This window comes from Sedimenticola hydrogenitrophicus (genome assembly GCF_029017505.1).
GTDB classification, from domain to species: domain Bacteria; phylum Pseudomonadota; class Gammaproteobacteria; order Chromatiales; family Chromatiaceae; genus Sedimenticola; species Sedimenticola hydrogenitrophicus_A.
The window spans coordinates 1-20,934 of record NZ_JAQGEI010000002.1 but is presented as its reverse complement, the minus strand read 5'-3'; the positions used below and the strand labels follow the sequence as shown (position 1 = coordinate 20,934).

Below are 20,934 nucleotides of genomic sequence, written 5' to 3'. Positions count from 1 at the left end.
GAAGGGCGCCCCTGTGGTGTCCCGCCGCCGCGTTGCGCCGTTTGACAAGGACCGGGCCATTGCCTGCACGACGCGCCTTGCGGCAAGGAGTGGTGCAGGGATGCACCGTTTACGGACCTGAGGATGGAAACACCACAGGGGCGCTGAACTAGTCAATATCACCCTGACAGAGTACTGATATCAGGCAGCAAAGTTGGAAGTGGTCAGGTTGCAGATAGCGATTCACAGCAGCATGAGTGAAATCCCCGCCGGCGAGTGGAACGGGCTGGTGCGGGACAACAATCCGCTGATCCGGCATGAGTTCCTCGACGCCATGGAGCGGCACGGCTGTGTCGGCGAACGCTTCGGCTGGCTGCCCCGGCACATCGCCGTCTATCGTGACGGCGTCCTGGTGGCCGCCATGCCGCTGTATGAAAAATACAACTCCTACGGCGAGTTCGTGTTCGACAATGCCTGGGCAGACGCCTATCACCGGGCCGGACTGGCCTACTTCCCCAAGCTGGTCTCGGCGGTTCCCTACACCCCCGCCTCGGGACAGCGCCTGCTGGCGCTACCCGGAGAGGAGGCACAACTCTACCCGGTGTTGCTGGAGACGGCACTGCAGCTGGCCGACCGCATGGGTGCGAGTAGTTTTCACTGCCTGTTTCCGAGCGCGGAGGGGTTCGAGTTTCTGGCCGGCAAGGGGCTGCTCACCCGGCACGATGTGCAGTTCCACTGGCACAACTGCCGCTATCGGGATTTCGACCAGTTTCTCGCCACCCTGGTGGCGAAGAAGCGCAAGAACATCCGTCAGGAGCGCAAGCGGGTGGTGGACGCCGGGGTCAAGCTGCGGCGCTTGAACGGCCGCACCGCCAGTGACCGGGACTGGCGGCAGTTCACCCATTTCTACAACAAGACCTTCAGCGAGAAGTGGGGCACGGCCACTTTCAACTACGGCTTCTTCCGTGAGGTCGCCGACCGGTTGCCGGAGCGGGTGCTGCTGGTTTTGGCCGACCGGGCGGGGGAGTGCATCGCCGGTTCGCTCATGTACCAGAGCGATACCACCTTGTATGGCCGCCACTGGGGCAGCGACCGCCGGCTGGACGGACTCCATTTCGAGGCCTGCTATTATCAGGGTATCGAGCACTGCATTGAGCAGGGGCTGGCCTGTTTCGAGCCGGGCGCCCAGGGGGAACACAAGCTCTCGCGGGGGTTCGTCCCCACCCTGACCCGCTCCAGTCACTGGATCCGGGACGACGGGTTTCGCGGACCGATCGCCAGCTATACCGAACATGAACAGGCGGCGATCGCCAATTATCTGGAGCAGTTGCAGCCATCGATACCCTACCGCGAGGCGGTGCCGGGATGACCATGACCACCAAGCCCTATGCCGAATCCTGCGACCAGAACCGCGAGCCGATCCTGTCAGTGATCCGGCCGCTGTTCGACGATCGCCAGCGGGTCCTGGAGATCGGCAGCGGCACCGGTCAGCATGCCGTCTACTTCGCCGCCGCCCTGCCGCACCTCACCTGGTACACCAGTGACTGTGCCGAATATCACGATGGCATCCGCCTCTGGCTGGAGGAGGCGGCGCTGCCCAATGTGCGCGCCCCGCTGCCGCTGGATGTGGCGCGCTCGGAGTGGCCGGCGCTGGATGTGGACGCGGTGTTTTCCGCCAATACCGCGCATATCATGCACTGGCCCGAGGTGGAGGCGATGTTTGCCGGGGTCGGCCGGCTGCTCCAGGCCGGAGGCCTGTTTGTGCTCTATGGACCGTTCAACTACCAGGGACGCTTCACCAGCGACAGCAACGCCCGCTTCGACGGCTGGCTGAAGGGGCGGGATCCCGGGATGGGGGTGCGGGACTTCGAGGCGCTGCAGCGTCTGGCCGTCGCGGCCGGCATGGCACTGCAGGACGATTTCCCGATGCCGGCCAACAACCGTATCCTCTGCTGGCGGCGGCGATAGGGCTGCGGGGTCGAGGGTCAGGCCTTCTCCGCTCGACCGGCGCGCCGTTTCGCCAGTTCCCGGGTCTGTTCCACCCACTGCTCCCGTTCGATGCGGCCGGGGAAGTGCAGGTGGTTGTTCAGCCAGAGGATATTTTCCCGGCTCAGGCCGGCGATCTGGTCATAATGGAAGATGCCCAGATCGTTCAGGGTCAGCTCGATCTTCGGGCCTATGCCGCGTACCTTCTTGAGGTCGTCCGCCTGCCCCTTCGGCGCCGACAGGGGGGGCGGCCGCCACTCATCGGAGATCTCCCGTTTCGGTTTTTCATCGCCGGGCCGGGCTGTTTCGGTGGCCGATTCCAGGGCACGCAGCCGTCTCTTATAGTCATTCAGTTCCGAGCGGAGCAGTGCCACCATGATATGGTCGTCGCCCCGCCCGATGGTGTCGTCATCACCTTTTTCATCGTCCTGAAAGGCGTGGGTGAAACCGCGCAACAGCCAGCCGACGATACCGCCCAGGCCGAACGCCAGCAGTATCCATATGAGAATCTGAAAAAAAAGGTAACCCATCTCTCTGTTCCTTGGTCTTGCCGGGTGGTGTTGCCGCCTGTCCCGATTCTACCCCATCCCGGCATCAACGTTCTTTGATGGTGGAGGACCAGGGGTCGCCGCTGGCCGGTTTGTCCGCGGGGGCGTCCGTGGTGGACAGGATGGCGAACTCATCAATTACCCGGTTGACGCCGTCCAGCGCTTGCATCAACTGCAATGCCTGGTCGGCCTCCTGCTCCGAAGGCGCCTCACCGCGCAGCCACAGGTTGCGCCCCTCGGCCTCCAGGCTGACCCACGACAGCTGCTTCTCCGATAAAACGGCTTCCCCGCGTTGCGTCAGGTCCCGTTCAATCTTCCCGCTACCGTGATAGACGGCCAGCGCAAGTATCACCGCAAACCCGACCGCTCCCAGTAAAAGGGTTATACTTCTATTCATGCCACTGTTTTACCCCATATGCCGGTACTACGGATAGTGAACAGACTCGCAATTTCATATCTACGCTGATTCACTGGTCCCGGCAATAGTCGGTTCTGCGAACTGCTCTATACTCAGACAGTTGATTATTCCCTATGCTACTGCGATTTTACCTTGCGCGGGCCCAAAGACGGCAGGGATGACAGGGAGTTCCTTTGAATGCGCTGCACCATTCAGACAAGCGACCACTCAGTTGTGGAAATGAGCCAATGTGATGACGGACGTTGAGTCGATGGCCTCCGCCCCTGTCTCAACGGCGGAGCGGCGTACTTCCACCGGGTCGCTCTATCACGGGTCGCTCTATCACTGGTCGCTGATCGGTTTCCTGTTGGTGACCCTGCCGCTGGTGATGGCGCTGATTTCGGGACTGTTGTCGATGAGTAAGTATACGGAGCAGAGCCAGCAGGTGCTGTTCCAGACGGTCAGGGCCAATGAGGGCGGCCGCACGCTGCTGGAGCGTCTGGTCTCCATGGAGCGCAGCATCCGTCAATACCAGGTACTCAAGGACCCGGAGCTGCTGTCGGTCTATCGGCAGCATCACCATGCCTTTATTTCGGTAGCCCAGGGGTTGCGGTTCTATCGCCTGGCGGATGCTCTGCGCATCCCGCTGGAGGGGGTGGCGGCTGCCGAAGAGCAGTTGTATAAGCACATTCAGAGCCGACTCGATCGCGGTGACGTCGGCCTGACCGAGGAGGATCTGCAGGGTTATGTGACCCTGACGCTGCAGGCTCGCGCGCTGTTGCAGATCGGTGGCAGGCAGGTCGGAGTCGAGGCGGAGGCGCTGGCCCGGGAGGCGGACCGGGTGCGCCGTGCCATGCTGTTGTGGGCGGCGTTGGCAGTGCCGCTGGCGCTGATTCTGGGCCTGCTGTTCGTCTATCTGCTGACCCGTCCGATCCAGCGTATCGAACGGGTGATCAGCGAACTGGGTGCCGGGCGGTTCGACCGCCCCATCGTAATCCAGGGGCCGCGTGATCTGGTAGACCTGGGGCGTCACCTGGACTGGATGCGCCAGCGGTTGATGGCGCTCGAAGGAGAAAAGCAGCGGTTTATCCGCAATATTTCCCATGAACTGAAGACCCCGCTGGCCACCCTGCGCGAGGGTGCCGACCTGCTGGCGGATCAGGTGGTGGGCGAGCTGAACCAGGAGCAGCGGGAAATCGTCCAACTGATGACCATCAGCGCGCTGCAGCTGAATGGCCTGGTGGAAAACCTGTTGGAGTATCAGCGCCTGGCTACCCGACGCACCCTGGCGGAATTGAGTGAGTTCGATCTGGCGCTGCTGCTCAGGAAGGTACTGGCGGATTACCGTCTGCTGGTCAGAAGCAAGCGCTTGGTGATAATGGATGAATTGGTCTCCCTCTCCATACAGGGCGACCGGGAGGCGATCAGGATGATGTTGGGTAATCTATTGAGCAATGCAATCAAGTTTTCCCCGGATGGCGGGCGGATCCGCCTCTCCCTGTCGGTGCAGCAGGGATTCGCCTGCCTGCTGATAGAAGATCAGGGAGAAGGGATATCAGCGGAAGATCAGCCCCATGTTTTTCAGGAGTTTTATCAGGGAAAAGGCAGCAGCCGATCCGGCGTCAAGGGTTCCGGCCTCGGCCTGGCGCTGGTGAATGATACCATCCAGCGGCATCACGGCAGGATCTCCCTGTTACCGGTGGCGGGTGAATACACCGGAGCCCGCATCAGGCTGGAGTTGCCGCTGGACCAGGAGCAGCTTCCGGAGGTGACCCAATGAAGCGTAGCGTATGGGTCTGTCTACTGGTGCTGCTGTCCGGTTGCCAGCAGCCACCGAGTCGCGGTGATGACCTTTCGCTGGAGCCGCGTGCGGTGGTGGTGGCCCCGGCGGGCGAGGGGCTGCAGGGTCTGTTCGATTTCTCCTCCCGTTTCCAGGCCCATGCGCCCCGGGACCAACTGGCGCTCTGTGAGGAGTTGCGGCAGGCACTGGAGCCGGATGGAGACATCTGGCCCGGCTGGTACCTGGCCACCGCCATCACCCAGGTCGAGGGGTGCGGAGAACCTGAAGAGGCGATCGCCCTGATCAACCGGGTGCTGGGCCAGCGCAACATCTCCCACGAAGAGGGCTGGCTGGCCTATTATCAGATCAGCCTGTTACGGCGCCAGCAACAGCAGCGGCAACAGCTGCAGGAGGCGATAGCGGAACAGCGCAAGCTTAAGGGCAGGATCGTGCAGCTGACCGAGTCCCGGCGCCTGCTGGAGAACCAGCTACGCGACCTGAAACGTATCGAGACCAGTATCAATAAGCGGCTTGATGAAAAAAAGTAATGCACGAAACGTCTGGTCGCAGAACCAGCGGGTACTGTTGGTCGACGATGACCCGAGTCTGTTGCGACTGCTCTCCCTGCGCCTGACGGCGATCGGGCTGTCGGTTGAGTCCGCGGACAGTGGCGAGCAGGCGGTCGCACTGGTGTCCCGGTTCAAGCCCCACCTGGTGGTGACGGATCTGCGCATGGGGGAGATGGACGGTCTCGCCCTGTTCCGTTATCTGCAGCAGCAGTATCCCCTGTTACCGGTGATCATACTCACCGCCCACGGCACCATCGCCGAGGCGGTGGCCGCCACCCGTCAGGGGGTGTTCGGCTTTATCACCAAGCCTTTCGACAGCAAGGAGCTGATTGCCCAGGTGGAGCAGGCGCTGCGCCTGGGCGGCTGCCCGCAGGGTGATGCCGAAGGGGCGGAAGAAGAGGATTGGCGGGCCGAAATCATCACCCGCAGCCAGGCCATGGAGCAGCTGTTGCTGGAGGTGCAGCGGGTTGCCCAGGGGGATGCCAGTCTGTTTATTCATGGTGAGAGCGGCACCGGCAAGGAGCTGATCGCCCGTGCCGTGCATCGTGTCAGCCCACGCCAGGCGGCGCCCTTCGTGGCGGTCAACTGCAGCGCCATCCCCGGGGAGCTGCTGGAATCGGAACTGTTCGGGCATGTGCGGGGCGCCTTCAGTGGCGCCGTCTCGTCCCGCGATGGCCTGTTTCGCAGTGCCGATAGCGGTACCCTGTTTCTGGATGAGATCGGCGACATGCCGCCGATGTTCCAGGTGAAATTGCTGCGCGCCCTGCAGGAACAGCGTATCCGGCCGGTGGGCGCGAATCAGGATATCCCGGTGGACGTGCGCATCATCTCGGCCAGCCACCATGACCTGGAGGCGCTGGTGGAGGCGGGTAAGTTTCGCCAGGACCTCTATTACCGGCTCAATGTGGTGACCCTGCGTCTGCCCTCCCTGAGTGAACGGCGCGAGGATATCCCGTTGCTGGCCAACCACTTTCTGACCCGCCTCAGTCCCCGTTACGCCAGCCGGGTCAAGGGGTTTTCGGCCGAGGCCCTGGATGCCCTGGTACAGTATGACTGGCCGGGCAATGTGCGCCAGCTACAGAATGTGGTGGAACAGCTGACCGCGCTCTCCACCACCCCGATCATAACGGTGATGCAGGTGGAGAAGGCGCTCCGGGAGAAGACGTCGCTGATGCCGGGCTTCCAGGAGGCGCGCGAGCAGTTTGAGCGGGATTACCTGGTGGAACTGCTGCAGCGGGTCAATGGCAATGTCAGCCAGGCGGCGCGGCTGGCCAAGCGCAACCGCACCGAGTTCTACAAGCTGCTCAAGCGCCATCACCTGGAGCCGGCGCAGTTCAAGCCGGATTCGGCGGCCGATTAGCGTCTTCCAATTTAATATTGCCGGGTGAAACTGCTTCGGTTTCGTAGGGTGGATAAGCGACAGCGCATCCACCCTACAACTGTCACGCCCCCCTGCCTGTCATTTCCCCCGCCGTAGGAGCGGCGCCTCGCCGCGATATCGGCCCGGGGCGGGCCTCCTACAGGTGGTGGATTCCACCGTTTAGAGCCAGTAGGTGATACGCGTTTTTTATGCCTATGTGGATACGGCAACAAGGCATGGCGACCGACATTCGGCCGTACGCCGAAATCCCCCTGTTGCCAATCGGCAACAGCGACCATCGAGGCTAATCAAGCACTTAACTCCCGACTCCTCCAGCCCTGTCTCCGATTCACGACAGCCCCCTGAGTCAGGCTTTCTGTTGTACCCAATGGTTCTCAATAACATGTTGTTTTGTATCGAAATATTAAATATGGCACCGGGTTTGCAAAGGGCTGCCCAGCTGAATGCAACAAGCAGTCAGCGGAACCTTACAATCATTATTCGAACGGAGTTTCTATGACTAAGAAGATTATGACTGTCCTGTTTGCCGCCCTGGCTGCCGCTGCCGTGATTGCTGCAGAGAGCCAGACCGATGTTGCCCTGGATACCGATAACAACGGTACCCTGAGCAAGGAAGAGGCGAAGGCCATCCCGGGTCTGATCGAGCAGTGGGCTACGCTGGATCTGAATAGTGACGGCCAGCTCGATGCGGCGGAATTCGCCAGCTTCGTGGCGGTTGAGACCAAGGCCCCGGCTAACTGATCCATTCCGGATGCGCAGCACAGGGCAGTACTCCCTCCTGTGGTGACGGTTACGCCGTAAGCCGGACCCCGCTCGGGTAGCTCCCGTCGAGGTCCGGTTTTTTTATTGTTCCAAGAGGTAACTACTCATGCGGTGATTGGCCTGCCTTGTCGGCCTCACGCGATGGCTTGTCTCCTCGAATCCGGCCCCTTTTTCAGCGCCTGCCCACATCCAGGTGTCGGAGTCAAACCGACCCCGGTCGTGGAATCGGTCCTCCCGGGAGTGCACGGTTTGACTCCGACACCTACGCAACACATCCCGGTACGGTGGCTCAGCGGGTCAGGGAGAGGAACAGCTCCGGCAGCTTGGACGGCAACTTCTCCACCCGGTCGATGACGCTGTACTGCTTGCCGAAGATGTCGCTCACATAATCGTCGGCCTGGGGATCGAGATTGATGCAGTAGGTGTAGATGTTCTCCCGGTCCAGCTCCTGCACTGCCTTGCGGGCATCCTCGATCAGCAGCCGTTCATCCGCAACGTCGATATCGGACGGTTCCCCGTCGGTGAGGATCAGCAGCAGTTTTTTCTCCGCGGTACGCTTCCCCAGGTAGTGGCCGGCGTGGCGCATGGCCGCTCCCATACGGGTCGAGTAGCCGGCCTCCATGGCCGCCAGCCGCGCCTTCACCTCGTCGTTCCAGCCCTCGCTGTAGCCCTTGATATGCTGGTAGCGCACCTCGTGCCGGGTGTTGGAGGAGAACCCGGCGATGGCGAAGCTGTCACCCAGCCGGTCGATGGCCCAGGCCAGCAGCGCCACCGCCTCACGGCTCAGTTCCAGGATGCTCTGTTCGCACCCGGCCGGCACCTGGTGCAGCGACTGGGAGAGATCCAGCAGCAGCATCACCGCGATGTCACGACCGTCGTGGCGGTGGCTCATGTTGATGCGGGTGTCCGGGGTGGCCCCACCCTTGAAATCGACCAGGGAACGGATCGCCACATCCAGGTCCAGTTCGCTGCCCTCTTCCTGGTAGCGCACACGCACGTAGCGCTGCGGCTTCAGCAGGTCGAGCATCCGCTCCAGCTGTTTGGCCAGGGCGCTGTGTTTGGTCAGCAGCGCATCGATCAACTTGGGATCACCCGGCGGGTGCAGCGACTCATACAGGCTGACCCAGTCGGGCCGGTAGGTCTGGGTCTGATAGTCCCACTCGGGATAGTGGCGCGGCGGCAGGGCGTGCAGCGGCTCCTGCTCGATCTTCTTGCGCTGCACCTCGAACTGCTCCTCCTCGTCCCCCTCCTCGATGAACTTCCACAAGTGGCGGTTATCGTCGCGGTATTCCACCACGGTGTTCTTGAAGTAGACGTTGGGTGCCTGGTCGTTCTGTATCCGGGTGCGGGCGATATACGAGATCGCCAGCGGCACGATGGCCTGGGTCGTGGTATCGCCGGCCTGCATCAGTTCATGGAACTGCTCTACCGCCTGCAGGATGTCCGCATTGCGATAGCCGTGCCGTGGATTGAGGATGGCGTAGGAGAGCATGGCCAGGCGGTGGCGGATGCAGGACTCCTTCCCGGGATCGCACTCGCCCTCCACCGGGACCGGGTGCAGCGCCAGCCACAGGCGGCGCAGGCCGGGGTACTGCTGTATCGCCAGGTACTCCACCCGCGAGTCCTCCAGCAGCTCGATGGCGATGCGCTGGAACGGACTGAAGTTGTCGGCGAAGATGAAGTGGCTCCAGCGCCGGTGGGCGGCGATGTGGGCCAGCACCGCGCGGTAGCGGTCGATACCGCGGACACCGTCCGCGGTGTCGTCGAACACGTCCGGCAGGCGGATGCCGAGGGAGTCATAATAGGGGATCGGCTTGCGCAGCTCGTCGAAGGCGGTGGAGTAGGGAACCAGATGGTCCTGGTCCCGCCACAGGGCGCGCAGGTAGAGATCGAGCTGACGCTCATGGTCGGCGAACAGGGTGCCGTGGCGCTCGCGCTGCAGCATGGCACGGCTGTCGGCCGACTGCAGGCTGAAGAAGTCCTTCTGCCGCTCGGGATGGTTCGAATAGTTGCGGATGCCGTACTCGGTCCAGCGGCGCATCCCCTCCAGCGACAGCTGGTTCAGCAGGTAAGGCATCCGCTCCAGGTACTCCTTGGCAGCGGGGCTGGGGATGGTGGCCTGCCGGCCGTGGATGGAGCCGCTGGTACGCTCCAGCATCTCCAGCAGGATATCGATATAGCGCACCAGTTGCGCCTCGCTACCGAGCCGGCGCGCCGCCTCCGGCAGGCTCTGCAGAAACGGCAGGATGCTGGCCCCGTTGGGGGTGCGGGAGAGTTTCCAGACGCTCTGGGAGACCAGCCCCAGCACCGGCTCGCCCAGCCGCGCCGCCACCTGCGGCATCTCCTCCAGGTAGACCAGCACCGGCTCGAAGCCACGGCCGATCATGCACACCAGGGAGGCCCCCTCCAGGTAGCTCTTGATGCCGGCCTCGCTCAGGCTGGCCGCGGCCTCCTCCATGCAGTCGGGGAACACCAGGTCCAACTGCTGGAAGTTGCAGGTCAGCTGTTCGCGATAGGCCTGCAGGGCGGATGCCTCAATGCTCACGGCGCGCCTCCCGCTGGATGGTGCACATGCCCGGCCGGCCGTCAGGCAAACAGGGCATCGATGGCGTGATCCAGGGTGGCCCGGATATCGGCATCGTCGGTAATCGGGCGTACCAGCGCCATGCGGCAGGCGGCGCCCGGCGCAATCCCCTGATTGATCAGCTCGGCGCCGTACACCAGCAGGCGGGTGGAGATACCCTCGTCCAGCCCGTGGCCCTTGAGGTGGCGCGCGGTGTGGCCGACCCTGACCAGCTTGCCGGCGGTGTCGCTGTCGATGCCGGTCTCCCGGCAGATGATTTCAACCTCCAGGGTTTCCGGTGCGTAGTCGAAGTCGAGCGCGGCAAAGCGCTGCTTGGTGGACTGCTTCAGGTCCTTCATCAGGCTCTGGTAGCCGGGGTTGTAGGAGATTACCAGCTGAAAATCGGGGTGGGCGGCGACCACCTCGCCCTTCTTGTCCAGCGGCAGGGTGCGGCGATGGTCGGTCAGGGGGTGGATCACCACGGTGGTGTCCTGGCGCGCTTCCACCACCTCGTCCAGGTAGCAGATGGCGCCGATGCGCGCCGCCACGGTGAGCGGGCCGTCCAGCCAGCGGGTACCGTCGGCATCCAGCAGATAGCGCCCCACCAGGTCGGAGGCGGTCATGTCCTCGTTGCAGGCCACGGTGATCAGCGGCCGCTGCAGCCGCCACGCCATGTGTTCGACGAAGCGCGACTTGCCGCAGCCGGTCGGTCCCTTGATCATCACCGGCAAGCGAGCCTGGTAGGCGGCCTGATAGAGGGCGATCTCATCGCCCTGTGGCTGGTAAAACGGCTCCTGTTCTATCCGGTACTGTTCGCTGTGCGTTGTCATGCGGGCCCCGTCAGGCTTCCAAGATTACCTGGCAGGGTAGTAGGTATTCAGGCGCAGTAGAAATAGTTTTTGCTGATCAGCTCCATAAAACAATATTTATGAGTCGCTTGCTTGGCATTAGGATTAATGATGATCCATGGGCTATTTCCTACTCCCGCTGGCTCGGCCTACTCCACCAGCCGATAGCGGGTGCCGCAGTAAGGGCAGTTGATTTCGTCACCGACCCGTTCCAACGGGATGTAGACCCGTGGATGCAGACCGGCGGTCGGCTGGTCCCTGGGCGGACAGCTGACGGGCAGATCACGTCGGGTCACCTTGATGACGGGGGGCGATAGCGCATCCATTGGCGTTTCCGGCTGGGTCATTTTTTCTCCATTAACTTTGTTGGGTTCCGAAAACCGTGCTCCCGTCAGCGCGCTGCCATGCGTCCGGGAAGCTCAAGGTAACTCAAGTTTCGGGGTTCAGTTCCAGACACCGGGCGGCCCGCCTTGAATACCTTTTGAACTCCGAAGCTTGAGAAGGTAACTGCTGCCCCCGAACAAATCAAGATCATGGCGCCGCTGCCATCCCGCCCGGCGGCGCTGGTGCCGCCCAACGCCAAAATGAACTAAAGTCATGATTCGTGACCCCAGGCACAACGGGCGGGATCCCCAGGGGGCACACTTCTTCGCGAAACAGATCTGTTTTTCCCGCTATCACGGATGTTGTGGGTTTTCCCGCTGTCTGCGATCAGAAGGAGGGCATTGATCGCTGACGTGGGTCTGTTCATTTCGTCAGCGCAGAGACGGCGTCAACACAGGACTCCCAACGTGTGGTCGGTCACAGGGCGGCGCCGGGTGCGGGTCGGAAGTCGGTCTCATTCGGTGCTGTTGAGTCGCAGCGGCATTTTCTCAGTGAGGAAATGTATATGAAGATTCTGACGACCAACAGTGTGACCGTACTGGATACAAGACACCGGGGTCAGGTGGTGGTGGCCGGCTCCCACGGCGGCCGCATCGCCGGCGTGCTGGCGGCACAGGCCGGCGTGCATGCGGTGATCCTGAACGATGCCGGGGTGGGCAAGGATAATGCCGGCATCGCCTCACTCCCCCTGCTGGAGGGTATCGGTATGGCGGCCGCCACGGTGGCCCGTGCATCGGTGGCCATGGGGCAGGGCGAGCAGAGCCTGGCCCGGGGGGTCATCTCCTATGTGAACCGCCAGGCGGAGGCGGCCGGAGTGCGGCCGGGCGATCCCTGCCGGCTGGCGGCGGAAAAGCTGTGTGGCGCCGCTCCGGCACATGAGGTGCTGCCCCATTGCAGTGAGCGGCGACTGCGCCTGGGTTCACCGGATCAGCGGCCGGCCGTCATCGGCTGTGATTCGGTCTGCCTGGTCCGTCCCGAGGATGCGGGCGCCGTACTGGTGGTCGGTTCCCATGCCGCGATGCATGCGCCGGAACCCTGGACGGCCCTGGGTGCGGCGGCCCGCGCGGCACTCTTTCATGACGCCGGTTGCCAGGGTGAGCCCGAGGGGATCAGTCGCCTGCCGGTGCTCGACCGGTACGCTATCGCGGCCGCGGCGGTGGACTATCGCAGTGCCCGGATCGGGGATGCCGCCTCGCTCTGGGAGAGCGGCAGGCTCTCCTTCCTGAACCGGACGGCATGCCTGGCGGGCTGGCGGCGCGGCATGACCGTCCAGGCGGCGGTGGCGCTGATCCAAAGCGTTGCCGGCCACGACCGGACGCGGCCGGCCACGGTGGGGAGGTGGTCATGATCGGCCAGGTTTTGCTGACCGTGGTGCCGGTGATTGTGGTGGCGTTGGTGGGGTATTTCTATGCCCGCAGGGTCGGCACGGAGGTCACCGCCATCAACCGGGTCAATACCGACATCTTTCTGCCGGCGCTGATCTTTTCCGCGCTGGCCAGCCGGCAGTTTGACGCCCGGCTGGATGGCTGGCTGATCCTGGCGACCGCGATCATCGTGATCGGTTCGGGCCTTGTCGCCCTGCCGCTGGCGCGTTGGCTGGTGGTGGATGCCAAGACCTTCTGTCCGCCGATGATGTTCAGCAACAGCGGTACCCTGGGTCTGCCCCTGGCGTTGCTGGCATTCGGTGAGTCGGAGTTCGCCAATGCCATGCTGCTGTTCGTCACCACCAACCTGCTGTTCTTTACCCTCGGGGCCTATCTGATCGGGCGCGATGTGCCGTGGCGGCGGATCCTCTGGTCACCGGTGGTGCTGGCGACCTTTCTCGGCATGGGGTGCGGCGTGCTGGCGCTGCCCGTGCCGGAGCTGGTGATGTTGCCGGCGCGACTGCTGGGGGATGTGGCCCTGCCGCTGATGCTGTTCACCCTGGGGGTACGCATGACCGGGGGGCGGCGCGCCGATCTGCGGGTCGGGCTGGCCGGTGCCCTGATCTGTCCGCTCTCCGGGCTGGTGGTCGCCGGACTGCTCATCCCCTGGATACCGGTGACGGCGAACCATCAGGCCCTGTTGTTACTGTTTGCCGTATTGCCGCCGGCGGTGGTGCATCATCTGCTGGGGGAAACGTATCGGCGCGACCCGGAGCAGGTGGCGGCGATCGTGGTGGTGGGGCATCTGCTCAGCCTGCTGTTCGTGCCGCTGGGTCTGTCCCTGGGTCTGGCCGGGGCTGCCGCCTAGTCGTAATGGCCGGTCCCCTCCGTTGCGCGGAGGGGCCGGCGGGCGGCGGGCTGATCAGTGGTGCCGGGTCTTGGTGTCCAGCAGGCCCATGGCCACGGCCGAGGCGACGAAGGTGAGATGGATGATTACATACCAGAGCAGCTTGTTGTCCGCGATATTGACCGCGTTCATGAAGATCTTCAGCAGGTGGATGGAGGAGATCGCCACGATCGAGGCGGCCACCTTGTTCTTCAGGCTGCTGGTGTCGAGCTTGCCCAGCCAGGAGAGTTTTTCGGTATTCTCCGAAACATCCAGCTGCGAGACGAAATTCTCGTAACCGGAGAACATCACCATCACGATCAGGCCGCCCACCAGCGCCATGTCGATCAGGGAGAGCACCACCAGCACCAGGTCGGTCTCGGTCACCGAGAAGATAATCGGCACCAGGTGCAGCACCTCCTGGAAAAATTTCACGCCGAGGGCCACCAGCGCCAGGCTCAGGCCCAGGTAGATCGGGGCCAGTACCCAGCGCATCGCATACATCGACCGTTCGAGGCTCTTTTCAATCATGGATCATCCTTCAGTTTGAATGAATTTGGAATTTAAAGATTATTTGTAACCGCGAAACGCGCGAAACGCGCGAAATACACGAAAAAACGGTCAATAACTGGATGACAACATTTCGCGATTAAATGATTCTTTGTGGTCACTCGGCTCGCCCCAACATGGGGGCGGCGGGTTTTTTTTAAAGGTCATACATCATCATCAGCATGCTCAGCAGCCCCAGCCACATGATCAGGGTGAGGGGGATGCCGGCGCGGAGAAAGTCGCTGAACTTGTAGCCGCCGGCGCTGAAGATCAGCAGGTTGGTCTTGTAACCTATGGGGGTGGCATAGCTCATGTTGGCGCCGAACAACACCGCCAGCACGACGGGTTCCGCCGGCAGCCCCAACTGGGTGGCGATGCTGATGGCGATGGGGGTGCCGATCACCGCCGCCGCGTTGTTGGATACTATGTTGGTGAGTACCGCGATCAGCAGCATCAGGCCGCCCAGCACCGCGCTGACCGGCAGTCCGGCGGCGAGCGTCACGTAGAGGCCCGCCAGGTACTCGGCGCCGCCGGTGCGCATCAGCGCCAGGCCCAGCGCCAGGCTAACCACCACGATCAGGATCACCCGGGTACTCAGGGCGTTGGCGGCATCCTCCCAGTCCAGGCAGCGGGTCAGCAGCATCACCCCGACACCACACAGGGCGCTGGTGGCGATCGGCAGCACGCCGGTGGCGGCCAGGGCCACCACCGCCGCCATGATCAGCAGCGCCAGCGGCGCGCGACGGGTCTCGGGCAGGTAGACCGTGGCGTCCAGCACCAGCAGTTTGCCGCTGCTTTTCAGCGCGTTGATATGTTCCGCCGCGCCCTGCATCAGCAGCACATCACCGTTCTCCAGGCGGACATCCCGCATCTCGCTCTTGATGACCTGCCGGCCCTGGGCGTGGGACCGGTGAATCGCCAGGATCACCACGTTATTGTGCTCGGCGAAGCGCAGCTCCTTGAGCGTGCGGTGATGCAACGGTGAGCCCTCCGTGACCACCACCTCGGCCAGCAGCTGTCCTTCGGAGGAGAGCGGATGCGCCTCATCGATCGGGTTCTCGATATCGGTGGTGTTGTACAGGGTGGCCCCCAGCAACTGCTCGTACTCCTTCAACGCTTCCGGTGTGTCGCTTACCAGCAGCCGATCCCCCTCGCGCAGTTCCGCGGTCGGCAGGCGGGTGACGTTGAGCCCTATGCCGCGATGAATCTTGTCCACCTTCATGCGTCGGTCGGTCTTCTCCAGTATCTCGGCCAGGGTCTTGCCGTTGGCGAAACTCTCCTGGTTGACGTAGAGGAGGGCGTCGAACACCCGGGGCGAGGTATCGGAGAGCAGCGCCTGACGCGGGGGCAGCAGGCGCGGCGCCAGCAGCCAGAGATAGAGCAGGCCAAAACTGCCGGCCACCACCACCGGCAGGGCAAAATCGAACATGCCGAATTTGCGCAGGCCCAGATCTGCGGCAATCCCCACTACCAGCAGATTGGTGGAGGTGCCGATGGTGGTGGCCATGCCCCCCACCAGGGTGGCCAGGCCCATCGGCAGCAATATCCCCGAGGAGGGGTGTTTGTTGCGGATCGAGACGCCGATCAGGATGGGCAGCAGCATCACCACGATCGGGGTGTTGTTGAGGAAGGCGCTGAGGATGGCCGCGCACAGCAGGGTGAGCAGAAACGAGAGCAGGGGCCGGGTGGCCCAGAGTTTGGAAAGCAGAAGGGCCAGCGGACGCAGCGCCCCGGTGGTCTCCAACCCCTTGCCGACAATCATCAGGGCGCAGATGGCCACCAGCGCCTGATTGCCGAACCCGCTGAAAAAATCGCCCGGCTGCAGGGTGATGCCGTCGCGGGTGTAGGGAAAGGCCTCGAAGCCGACGATCAGGGTGACCAGGATCAGCAGGGACGAGGTCTCCAGGGGGATGTTGTCCCGGGTGAACAGGTAGAGGGCGATGACAATCAGTAGCAGAACGGCAATGGCGTGCAGGTCGGGTAGCGGTGGCAGCATGGGCAGAAAATATCACTGTGTCCGTGGGTACGCGCCGCTGGTGCAGGCACAAGAGCTAACAGTATAACGATAAACCGTCGACCTGCTGAACGCTACGGGGAACAGTCGGCGGTGACCGACGATATCAACCAGCATATTCTCGCCATCCAGGTGGTGGTGGAGCAGACCGTCAAGGGCGCGGGGGAGATGAGCGGCGACGCCGCCCGGGTGAGTCAGCTGGCGCTGTGGCTGAACGAGATCACCACCCACTCCTGGGTGTAGCCCGGTGTGGGTCTCCTGTCCTGGATCCTGTTGGATTTGATCGCCGGGGGGCATCCGGCAGCCCCCGCCTGCCCGTGCAACGCAGGCGGTGGGTCGTGGAGTGGGCCGCCCGTTGTCAGTCGATACTGCGGATGGCGTCGGTCTCGCTGGAGAGTGGCAGCGGCACCAGCTGCAGTCTGAAGCGCGTTTTTTTCGGTTCGTCGGGTTGAATATAGGGGCACTCGTCCATGGGGCGCCAGTCGCAGGCCACGCCGGTGACCAGTTCGTGTGGACAGCGGTGGCAGATATTTATATCCAGTTTCGTCAACATTGCGTAGCCTCCTTGTTGGTATAAGTTAAAAGTAACGCAATATCATGCTATTGCAAGATATTTGTAATAATTATTTTAAGTGTGGTTTTTGACTGGCGATGATCCGGTCTTCCGGGTTCCCGAGGGCGGCGCGGATCAGCCGAGGCGGGCGGTTCCCGCGGTTGACGATGGAGGGCGCGGCTGACTATGGGAACGCCGTCCGGTTAGCGGTATGATCTGCGGCTTGGATACTCCGTCAATACCACCTTGACAGAGCAGGTATATCAACACGCGATGGCATCAGGTCTGTTATGAATCGTTACTGGAGTCCGGTTGTTCACACCCTCACCCCCTATGTCCCGGGTGAGCAGCCCAAACAGACCGACCTGGTCAAGCTCAACACCAACGAGAACCCCTATCCACCCTCGCCCCGGGCACTGCAGGCGATGGCGGCGGAGGCGGCGGAGAGCCTGCGGCTCTATCCCGATCCAAACGCCGGGCGGCTGAAACAGGCGATTGCCGATTTTCACGGTGTTGCCGCGGCCCAGGTGTTCGTCGGCAACGGTTCCGACGAGGTGCTGGCGCACTGCTTCCAGGCACTGCTGAAGCACGAGCGGCCGTTGCTGTTTCCGGATATCTCCTACAGCTTCTATCCGGTCTATTGCGGCCTCTACGGGATCGACTTCACCCTGGTGCCGCTGCGCGAGGATTTCACCATCGACCCGGCCGATTACCGGATCGCCAACGGCGGCATCATCTTCCCCAATCCGAACGCCCCCACCGGCCGGCTGCTGCCGCTGACGGCCATCCGCGCGATCCTCGACGACAACCCCGATTCGGTGGTGGTGGTGGATGAGGCCTATATCGATTTCGGCGGCGCGTCGGCCATCCCCCTGGTGGATGACTACCCCAACCTGCTGGTGATCCAGACCCTCTCCAAGTCGCGCTCCCTGGCCGGCCTGCGGGTCGGTTTCGCGGTCGGACATGCGGAGTTGATCGAGGCCCTGGAGCGGGTCAAGGACAGCTTCAACTCCTACCCGCTGGACCGTTTCGCCATCAGCGGCGCGGTCGCCGCGATTCAGGACAGGGACTATTTTAATGCCACCTGCCAACGGGTGATCGCCACCCGCGAGCAACTGGCGGGGCGCCTGACGGAGCTGGGTTTCGAGGTGCTGCCTTCGGCCGCCAATTTCCTGTTTGTGCGTCACCCCGGGCGAGATGCCGGGGAGCTGGCGGCCCGGCTACGGGAACGCTCCATCATCGTGCGTCACTTCAACCAGCCGCGGATCGAGCAGTTCCTGCGTATCACCATCGGTACGGATCAACAGACCCTCCGCCTGTGTGAGGCCCTGAACGCCATTCTTGCATAAGTCGCGACCGGATACTGGCGCTCCGTCCTACAACCCCGCCACCGCCAGGGACAAGCACCGCGATAGTGCAAGTCTGCACCAGGGTGGATGGCTTCGCCGCCCCGTTCAGGTGACGTGATGTCCGCGGGTGGCGCTGGCGGCGCATATTTTTATCCCTGGCACACTCCTTGCTGACTGCGTTTTATCAGCAGGAGGTTTGTCCCATGTCATTGGTTGGTCTGTTCATCGCTGAATCCGTTTATCCTGTCCTCCAGGGGGGCGCGTGCCCCGCTGTCCACGGGAGCTGACGCCGATGCCCCGGGAAGTCAGGACCACCTGTCCCTATTGCGGCGTCGGCTGCGGCGTCATCGCCAGTCGCGACGCGGCGGGCGAAGTGACTATTGCCGGTGATCCGGAGCACCCCTCCAATTTCGGCCGGCTCTGCTCCAAGGGGAGCGCCCTGGGCGAAACCCTGGGCGAGGCGGGCCGCTTGCTGAAACCGGTGGTGAACGGCCGGGAGTGTGACTGGGACAGTGCCCTGGAACAGGTCGCCGACGGCCTGCAGAGGGCGATCCGCGAGCACGGGCCGGATTCGGTCGCCTTCTATGTCTCCGGGCAGTTACTGACGGAAGACTACTACGTGGCCAACAAGCTGATGAAGGGCTTTATCGGCTCGGCCAATATCGATACCAACTCGCGTCTATGCATGTCCTCCGCCGTGGTGGCGCACAAGCGCGCCTTCGGCGCGGATGCCGTACCCTGCGGCTACGAGGATCTGGAACGGGCCCAGTTGATCGTGCTGGCCGGTTCCAACGCCGCCTGGTGCCACCCGGTGCTCTACCAGCGCATCATGGCCAGCAAGCAGCAGAACCCGGATCTGCAGATCGTCACCATCGATCCGCGCGCCACGCCCACCGCCGAGACCTCCGACCTGCACCTGGCGATTCGTCCCGGCAGCGATGCCCTGCTGTTCAATGGTCTGCTGGTCTATCTGGACCGCCAGGGGGAGCGCAACGAGCTGTTCGTCAAGCAGGCGACCCGGGAGAGCGAGACGGCCCTGGCGGTGGCGGCGGTGGATGCCCCGGATATCGAGCGCGTCGCCAGTGGCTGCGGGCTGGCAGCGGAGGCGGTGGAGCGCTTCTATCGCCTGTTTGCCCGTACCGAGCGGGTGGTCACGGTCTACTCCCAGGGGATCAACCAGTCCAGCAGCGGCGTGGACAAGATCAATGCAATCATCAATTGTCACCTGCTGACCGGCCGCATCGGCCGTCCCGGCATGGGCCCCTTCTCCCTCACCGGACAGCCCAACGCCATGGGCGGGCGCGAGGTGGGCGGACTGGCCAATCAGTTGGCGGCCCACATGACGCTCGACTCCGAGGCCGACCGGGAGCGGGTGAAGCGCTTCTGGGAGGCGCCGGCCATGCCCCGACAGGAGGGGCTGAAGGCGGTCGATCTGTTTGATGCCATCGAGGCGGGCCGGATCCGGGTGCTCTGGGTGATGGCCACCAATCCGGCGGTGAGCCTGCCGGATTCCGATCGCATACGCCGGGCCCTGAAACAATGCGAGCTGGTCATCGTCTCCGACTGCATGGCCGCCACCGATACCATGGAGTTGGCGCACATCCGTCTGCCGGCCACCACCTGGGGCGAGCGCAGCGGCACCGTCACCAGTTCCGAACGGCGTATCTCGCGCCAGCGCGCCTTTCTCGAAGTGCCGGGGGAGGCGCGGCCGGACTGGTGGATCATCAGCCAGGTGGCACACCGCCTGGGCCACGCCAGGCAGTTCCCCTACCAGCATCCCGGCGAGATCTTCCGTGAACACGCGGCCCTCTCGGGGCTGGAGAATGGCGGCCGCCGCGCCTTCGATATCAGTCTTTACGCGGATCTGAGTGACGCCGCCTACGAGGAACTGACCCCGCGTCAGTGGCCCCTCACCGCGGCCACGCCGACCGGTACCCCGCGCCTGTTCGGCGACGGGGAATTTTTCACCACGGACGGCCGGGCGCGCTTCGTGCCGGTCAGCCCCGCCGCGCCGCGCCATCTGCCGGATCGGGACTACCCGCTGACGCTCAACAGCGGCCGGGTGCGGGATCATTGGCACACCATGACCCGCACCGGCCTCTCGCCCCGGCTGGCCAGCCACACCATCGAACCCTATGTGGAGCTCCATCCCGAGGACGCGGCGCGCTACGCCGTGACCGAGGGGGCGCTGGTGTGCATCGAGAGCCCCACCGGCAGCGCCACGGTGCGCGCCCGGGTGACGCCCGCGCAGCGACCGGGCAGCCTGTTCATGCCGATGCACTGGAACGGCCAGTTTGCCGCCACCGGGCGGGTGAATGCGCTGCTGCCGGGGGTCACCGACCCGCTCTCCGGCCAGCCCGAGTTCAAGCAGGGCCGGGCACGCGTCGCCGAGCGCCGCTTTGCCTGGCACGGTTTCCTGTTCTCGCGCCGCCAGCTGCAGCCCGGCGGCGCCGACTACTGGGCGCGCTCCCGCGGGGCGGGCTTCTGGCGCTATGAGATGGCCGGCGACCAGATCCCGGAGGACTGGGCCGGCATGGCCCGCTCCTATCTCTGCAGCGAGGGCCGCGAGGTTGGCTGGATGGAGTATTCCGACCGCGCCGCCAACCGCTACCGCGCCGCCCGCTTTGTCGACCATACCCTGGAGAGCTGCCTGTTCATCGGCCCGGACCTGCAGCTGCCGCCGCGTGACTGGATCGAGGCGCTGTTCGCCAAGGCCTCCCTGGATGCGGCGGAGCGGGCCAGTCTGCTTTCCGGGCGTGCCCCGGACAAGAGCGCGGACGTGGGTCGGATCGTCTGCGCCTGTCACAGCATCGGCGAGAAGCGTATCCAGGAAGGCATCCGGGTCCAGGGGCTGAACAGTGTCGAGGCGATTGCGGAAGTGCTGAGGGCGGGCAGCGGATGTGGCTCCTGCGTGCCGGAGATCCGGGCCATGCTGGCGGGTGGGTGAGAATCGCAGCCGGCCAGGGAAACAGGTTGAATTGGTGCGAGGGTAGGGGCAGGCCCCCATACGACCCCATAAGCT

At 63.6% G+C, this 20,934-nt stretch carries 19 protein-coding genes; 11 read left to right on the top strand and 8 right to left on the bottom strand.

Annotation, left to right across the window (positions count from 1 at the left end; genetic code table 11):
* The first annotated feature begins 232 nt into the window (after positions 1-232).
* Both O9K64_RS01410 and O9K64_RS01405 read left to right on the top strand, forming a co-directional pair.
* Positions 233-1,348: a GNAT family N-acetyltransferase gene (locus tag O9K64_RS01410; RefSeq protein WP_275096287.1), complete on the top strand. Its 1,116-nt coding sequence runs from the start codon at positions 233-235 to the stop codon at positions 1,346-1,348.
* Complete coding sequence (locus O9K64_RS01405; protein WP_335342211.1) at positions 1,345-1,947, top strand: DUF938 domain-containing protein; 603 nt, start codon at positions 1,345-1,347, stop codon at positions 1,945-1,947. The genes O9K64_RS01410 and O9K64_RS01405 overlap by 4 nt, the downstream gene beginning before the upstream one ends.
* Positions 1,948-1,964: 17 nt before the next feature.
* On the opposite strand, the gene O9K64_RS01400 is transcribed toward O9K64_RS01405, so the two are convergent.
* Together O9K64_RS01400 and O9K64_RS01395 are read right to left on the bottom strand one after the other, a co-directional pair.
* A complete protein-coding gene (locus O9K64_RS01400) occupies positions 1,965-2,495 on the bottom strand; it encodes a hypothetical protein (protein ID WP_275096286.1) in 531 nt (176 codons plus the stop codon).
* Between the two features lie 64 nt (positions 2,496-2,559).
* Positions 2,560-2,910, bottom strand: a complete 351-nt coding sequence (locus O9K64_RS01395; RefSeq protein ID WP_275096285.1) for a BON domain-containing protein — start codon at positions 2,908-2,910, stop codon at positions 2,560-2,562.
* A gap of 253 nt (positions 2,911-3,163) precedes the next feature.
* Here O9K64_RS01395 and O9K64_RS01390 point away from each other — a divergent pair, with 253 nt between their 5' ends.
* The 4 genes from O9K64_RS01390 (at position 3,164) to O9K64_RS01375 (ending at position 7,381) form a co-directional block, all read left to right on the top strand.
* Positions 3,164-4,690: a HAMP domain-containing sensor histidine kinase gene (locus O9K64_RS01390; protein WP_275096284.1), complete on the top strand. Its 1,527-nt coding sequence runs from the start codon at positions 3,164-3,166 to the stop codon at positions 4,688-4,690.
* Positions 4,687-5,238, top strand: a complete 552-nt coding sequence (locus tag O9K64_RS01385; protein ID WP_275096282.1) for a hypothetical protein — start codon at positions 4,687-4,689, stop codon at positions 5,236-5,238. The genes O9K64_RS01390 and O9K64_RS01385 overlap by 4 nt, the downstream gene beginning before the upstream one ends.
* Positions 5,225-6,619 carry a sigma 54-interacting transcriptional regulator gene (locus tag O9K64_RS01380; RefSeq protein WP_275096281.1) on the top strand — a complete coding sequence of 465 codons (1,395 nt, stop codon included), beginning with the start codon at positions 5,225-5,227 and terminating at the stop codon, positions 6,617-6,619. The genes O9K64_RS01385 and O9K64_RS01380 overlap by 14 nt, the downstream gene beginning before the upstream one ends.
* A gap of 516 nt (positions 6,620-7,135) precedes the next feature.
* Positions 7,136-7,381: an EF-hand domain-containing protein gene (locus tag O9K64_RS01375; protein ID WP_275096280.1), complete on the top strand. Its 246-nt coding sequence runs from the start codon at positions 7,136-7,138 to the stop codon at positions 7,379-7,381.
* 310 nt (positions 7,382-7,691) lie between these two features.
* Here O9K64_RS01375 and O9K64_RS01370 read toward each other — a convergent pair whose 3' ends face one another.
* From O9K64_RS01370 to O9K64_RS01360, 3 genes are all read right to left on the bottom strand, one after another.
* Positions 7,692-9,947 carry a nitric oxide reductase activation protein NorD gene (locus O9K64_RS01370; protein WP_275096279.1) on the bottom strand — a complete coding sequence of 752 codons (2,256 nt, stop codon included), beginning with the start codon at positions 9,945-9,947 and terminating at the stop codon, positions 7,692-7,694.
* A 41-nt stretch (positions 9,948-9,988) separates the two neighbouring features.
* Positions 9,989-10,795 (bottom strand): CbbQ/NirQ/NorQ/GpvN family protein, encoded by an 807-nt coding sequence (locus tag O9K64_RS01365; protein WP_275096278.1) that lies wholly within the window; start codon positions 10,793-10,795, stop codon positions 9,989-9,991.
* Between the two features lie 167 nt (positions 10,796-10,962).
* Positions 10,963-11,160, bottom strand: a complete 198-nt coding sequence (locus O9K64_RS01360; RefSeq protein WP_275096277.1) for a zinc-finger domain-containing protein — start codon at positions 11,158-11,160, stop codon at positions 10,963-10,965.
* Positions 11,161-11,702: 542 nt separating this feature from the next.
* Between O9K64_RS01360 and O9K64_RS01355 the strand changes: the two genes are divergently transcribed.
* Both O9K64_RS01355 and O9K64_RS01350 read left to right on the top strand, forming a co-directional pair.
* The gene (locus O9K64_RS01355; RefSeq protein ID WP_275096276.1) at positions 11,703-12,545 is read left to right on the top strand and encodes a hypothetical protein; all 843 of its coding nucleotides are present in this window, start codon (positions 11,703-11,705) and stop codon (positions 12,543-12,545) included.
* Complete coding sequence (locus O9K64_RS01350) at positions 12,542-13,429, top strand: AEC family transporter (protein WP_275096275.1); 888 nt, start codon at positions 12,542-12,544, stop codon at positions 13,427-13,429. Before O9K64_RS01355 ends, O9K64_RS01350 begins: the two co-directional genes overlap by 4 nt.
* A gap of 54 nt (positions 13,430-13,483) precedes the next feature.
* On the opposite strand, the gene O9K64_RS01345 is transcribed toward O9K64_RS01350, so the two are convergent.
* Together O9K64_RS01345 and O9K64_RS01340 are read right to left on the bottom strand one after the other, a co-directional pair.
* Complete coding sequence (locus tag O9K64_RS01345) at positions 13,484-13,978, bottom strand: TIGR00645 family protein (RefSeq protein WP_305792993.1); 495 nt, start codon at positions 13,976-13,978, stop codon at positions 13,484-13,486.
* Positions 13,979-14,153: 175 nt separating this feature from the next.
* A complete protein-coding gene (locus O9K64_RS01340; protein ID WP_275096274.1) occupies positions 14,154-15,992 on the bottom strand; it encodes an SLC13 family permease in 1,839 nt (612 codons plus the stop codon).
* 111 nt (positions 15,993-16,103) lie between these two features.
* On the opposite strand from O9K64_RS01340, the gene O9K64_RS01335 reads away from it, so the two are divergent.
* Positions 16,104-16,253, top strand: coding sequence for a hypothetical protein (locus tag O9K64_RS01335; protein ID WP_275096273.1), 150 nt, complete (start codon positions 16,104-16,106; stop codon positions 16,251-16,253).
* Between the two features lie 115 nt (positions 16,254-16,368).
* Here O9K64_RS01335 and O9K64_RS01330 read toward each other — a convergent pair whose 3' ends face one another.
* The gene (locus O9K64_RS01330; protein WP_275096272.1) at positions 16,369-16,563 is read right to left on the bottom strand and encodes a hypothetical protein; all 195 of its coding nucleotides are present in this window, start codon (positions 16,561-16,563) and stop codon (positions 16,369-16,371) included.
* A gap of 290 nt (positions 16,564-16,853) precedes the next feature.
* Between O9K64_RS01330 and hisC the strand changes: the two genes are divergently transcribed.
* Entirely contained in the window at positions 16,854-17,912 is a 1,059-nt protein-coding gene (gene hisC, locus O9K64_RS01325; RefSeq protein ID WP_275096271.1) for a histidinol-phosphate transaminase, read from the top strand.
* Positions 17,913-18,204: 292 nt separating this feature from the next.
* Positions 18,205-20,859: a nitrate reductase gene (locus tag O9K64_RS01320; protein WP_275096457.1), complete on the top strand. Its 2,655-nt coding sequence runs from the start codon at positions 18,205-18,207 to the stop codon at positions 20,857-20,859.
* Positions 20,860-20,934 lie beyond the last annotated feature (75 nt).